The 3,463-nt window shown below is 69.9% G+C and carries 4 protein-coding genes; all 4 read right to left on the minus strand.

Annotated elements, in window-relative coordinates; all coding sequences use genetic code 11:
* A partial coding sequence (locus DD1DGNOD_RS15215; protein WP_165036754.1) for a WD40 repeat domain-containing protein occupies positions 1-1,091 on the minus strand: 1,091 nt, incomplete at its 3' end.
* Between the two features lie 231 nt (positions 1,092-1,322).
* Positions 1,323-1,715, minus strand: coding sequence for a type II toxin-antitoxin system VapC family toxin (locus DD1DGNOD_RS15220; protein WP_131770431.1), 393 nt, complete (start codon positions 1,713-1,715; stop codon positions 1,323-1,325).
* Positions 1,712-1,954, minus strand: a complete 243-nt coding sequence (locus tag DD1DGNOD_RS15225; protein ID WP_131770432.1) for a type II toxin-antitoxin system Phd/YefM family antitoxin — start codon at positions 1,952-1,954, stop codon at positions 1,712-1,714. Before DD1DGNOD_RS15225 ends, DD1DGNOD_RS15220 begins: the two co-directional genes overlap by 4 nt.
* Before the next feature lie 313 nt (positions 1,955-2,267).
* Positions 2,268-3,419 (minus strand): acyl-CoA dehydrogenase family protein, encoded by a 1,152-nt coding sequence (locus DD1DGNOD_RS15230; protein WP_131770433.1) that lies wholly within the window; start codon positions 3,417-3,419, stop codon positions 2,268-2,270.
* Positions 3,420-3,463 lie beyond the last annotated feature (44 nt).

Genomic DNA, 3,463 nt, shown 5'->3' on the forward strand with positions numbered 1-3,463 from the left:
GTCACCTCCCACACCCGCACCGTGCGGTCGCCGCTGGCGGTGGCGAGCAGGAGCCGGCCGTCCCCACCGGTCGCCCACGCCACCGAGACGACCGGGCCGGTGTGGCCGGTGAGGGTGTGCAGGGTCCGGCCGGTGGTCGGATCCCACACCCGTGCTGTGCCGTCCCAGCTGGCGGTGGAGAGGAGGAGCCGGCCGTCCCCGCCGGTCGCCCACGCCACCGAGACGACCGCGTCGGTGTGGCCGGTGAGGGTGTGCAGGGTGTGGCCGCTGGTCGGATCCCACACCCGTGCTGTGCCGTCCCAGCTGCCGGTGGCAAGCAGGAGCCGGCCGTCCCCACCGGTCGCCCACGCCACCGACCAGACCCGGCCGGTGTGGCCGGTGAGGGTGCGCAGGGTCCGGCCGGTGGCCGGATCCCACACCCGCACCGTCCGGTCGACGCTGCCGGTGGCGAGCAGCAGCCGGCCGTCCCCACCGGTCGCCCACGCCACCGACCAGACCGGGTCGGTGTGGCCAGTGAGGGTGTGCAGGGTCCGGCCGCTGCTCGGATCCCACACCCGCACCGTGGCGTCGTTGCTGGCGGTGGCGAGCAGGAGCCGGCCGTCCCCACCGGTCACCCACGCCACCGAGTAGACCCCGCCGGTGTGGCCGGTCAGGGTGTGCAGGGTCCGGCCGGCCAGCGGATCCCACACCCGCACCGTGGCGTCACTGCTGCCACTGGCCAGCAGCAGCCGACCGTCCCCACCGGTCGTCCACGCCACCGACCCGACCGTGTTGGTGTGGCCGGTCAGGGTATGCAGGGTCCGGCCGGCCAGGGGATCCCACACCCGCACCGTGTTGTCGAGACTGCCGGTGGCCAGCAGCAGCCGACCGTCCCTGTCCGTCACCCACGCCACCGACCCGACCGCGCCGCTGTGGCCGGTCAGAGTGGCACGTTCACGTGCGGTCACGACCGGCGGACCGGCCGACCAGACCGGCCAGGCGCCGTCAGACAGGTGCGGAACCCCCGCGGGATCACCCGTGCGGCCCACGCTGCGGGCATGCGCAACCGCCCAGGCGCGCAATGCGGCGTCCACAGCCGGGACGGCGCTCACCTGGGTCGCCGAACCGTTCCCCCGTCGCTCGTCCACACCGCCCCCGTCACCCGCCGGCGCCGTCCTGCAACGATCAGCGTAACCCCGGCACATGTGGATCGGTCTGGCCGCCTACGGCTGTCCGTGACCGGCTGCCCCACGCCCGTGACACGCTCGTCACCGCCTCGCCCGTACTCAGCCCAACGCATGCTCAGCCCAGGGCGGTGAGCACAGTGGCATACAGCTGGGACGTCAGGCGGGCAGCGTCTTCACCTCGTAGGCCGACAGTCGGCCGTCCGCGGTGACCAACGGGATGTCCAGTGCCTGCGCCTGCGCGACCAGGAGCCGATCGAAGGAATCCCGGTGATGGTCCGGCAGCTCCGCCACGCGCAGCACGTGATTATGCTCGACCGCCAGCGGAGTCATGCCCGTACGCCGCATCCGGTCCGGCACGTAACTACGCGGCGGTTCGGGAAGAAGCAGCTTGCCCAACCGGTATTTGATCAAGATTTCCCAACCGCTGGCGGCGGACAGCAGGATCTCGTTCGTGGCATCGGCCAGCAGGTCGCGGGTGTCCTCGCGCAGGCGTCGCGGCTCGGCAAGCAACCAGAGCCATGCCTGCGTGTCGAGCAGGTAACGGCTCACCGGTAGAAGCTGTCCTCGACGTCGTCGGGCAGCGGGGCATCGAAGTCGTCGGGGACGGTGAACCGCCCCTCGTCGAAACCGATCTCGCGTACATTCCGGGGAGCAAATGGGATAATCCTGGCCACCGGTTTGCCATTACGCAGGCTGTCAACCTCCTGGCCTCCAGCCACAGCGCGCAGAAGCTCGGACAACCGCGTCTTCGCCTCATGCACGCCGACCTGGATAGCAGGCTTGGTCACGGACTCAGCCTACTGCACCGACCACCGGTCGGCGATCAGCCGGATCAGGGGCAAGGGGACCAGCCACCGCCGTCCGTCGAAACAGTAGGTGGATTCCGTTGTTATAGCAGCGGTTTCCACCTACTGTTTCCGTATCCGTAGGTGGATTTCGTCGTTGTAGCAGCGGTTTCCACCTACGCTTTGGTTCTGGTGCAGGGAGGATGGCCTCGCCCGGGGCACCGCAAATTGTCAGGACGGTTCTCCGGCAGGCCGATCATCGACCTGGGCTTCACCGCTTCACCCCGCCCGAAACACCCGACCCCGCCCTGGCCGTTCACAGGCCGAGTTCTCGGGCGATGAGGATCTTCTGGACTTCGCTGGTGCCCTCGCCGATCTCCAGGATCTTCGCATCCCGCCAGTGGCGGGCGACGGGATACTCGTTCATGAAACCGTAGCCACCGTAAATCTGGGTCGCCTCCCGGGCGTTGGTGACCGCGGCATCCGAGGCGAACAGTTTCGCCATCGCCGCCTCCTTCTTGAACGACCGCCCGGCGAGCATTTTCGCGGCCGCGTCGTAATAGGCGGTGCGGGCGACGTACGCCCGCGCCTCCATGTCAGCAATCTTGAAGGCGATGGCCTGGTTCTGCCCGATCGGACGGCCGAACGCCTCCCGCTCCCGGGCGTATTTCACGCTCTCGTCCACGCATCCCTGCGCCAGGCCCACCGCCAGCGCGGAGATGGCGATGCGGCCCTCGTCCAGGATCTGGAGGAAGTTGGCATAGCCGCGTCCCCGTTCGCCGAGCAGGTTCTCCTCCGGCACCCGGACGTCGTCGAAGGTCAGCGGATGGGTGTCCGACGCGTGCCAGCCGACCTTCGAGTAGGCCGGTCCGGCCGTGAAGCCCGGTGTGGGCACCGGCACCAGAATGGACGAGATCTCCTTGCCGCCGGACGCGGTCCGCCCGGTGACCGCGGTGACCGTGACCAGTCGGGTGATGTCCGTACCCGAGTTGGTGATGAACGCCTTCGAGCCGTTGACGACCCACTGACCGTCCTCGAGCCGGGCGGTGGTGCGGGTGCCGCCGGCGTCGCTGCCCGCGCCGGGCTCGGTGAGCCCGAAGGCCCCGAGCGCCTGGCCACCGGCCAGCAGCGGCAGCCACTGCTGCTTCTGCGCCTCGCTGCCGAAGCGGTGGATCGGCATGGCGCCGAGCCCGACCGCGGCCTCCAGGGTGATGGCCACGCTGGAGTCCACCCGCGCAAGCTCCTCGATCGCCAGGCACAGGGCGAAGTAGTCCGCGCCCTGCCCGCCGTAGGACTCGGGGAACGGCAGCCCGAACAGGCCCATCTCCGCCATCCCCGCGACGACCTGGTAGGGGAAGGTCCTCGCCTCGTCGTACGCGGCGGCCACCGGCGCCACCACCTCCCGGGCGAACGCCTCCACCGTCTTGCGCAGGGACTCCTGCTCCTCGGTCAATCGGGTGTCAGGCATCCGAAACCCTCCTCTGTACCGGCCCTCGGCTCCACGGTCCTCGG

This window comes from Candidatus Protofrankia californiensis, assembly GCF_900634765.1.
Taxonomy (GTDB): Bacteria; Actinomycetota; Actinomycetes; order Frankiales; family Frankiaceae; genus Protofrankia; species Protofrankia californiensis.

Bases quoted from the DNA above. Each gene is read 5' to 3' on its own strand.
- DD1DGNOD_RS15230 (WP_131770433.1), bottom strand. From the start codon at position 3,419: ATGCCTGACACCCGATTGACCGAGGAGCAGGAGTCCCTGCGCAAGACG.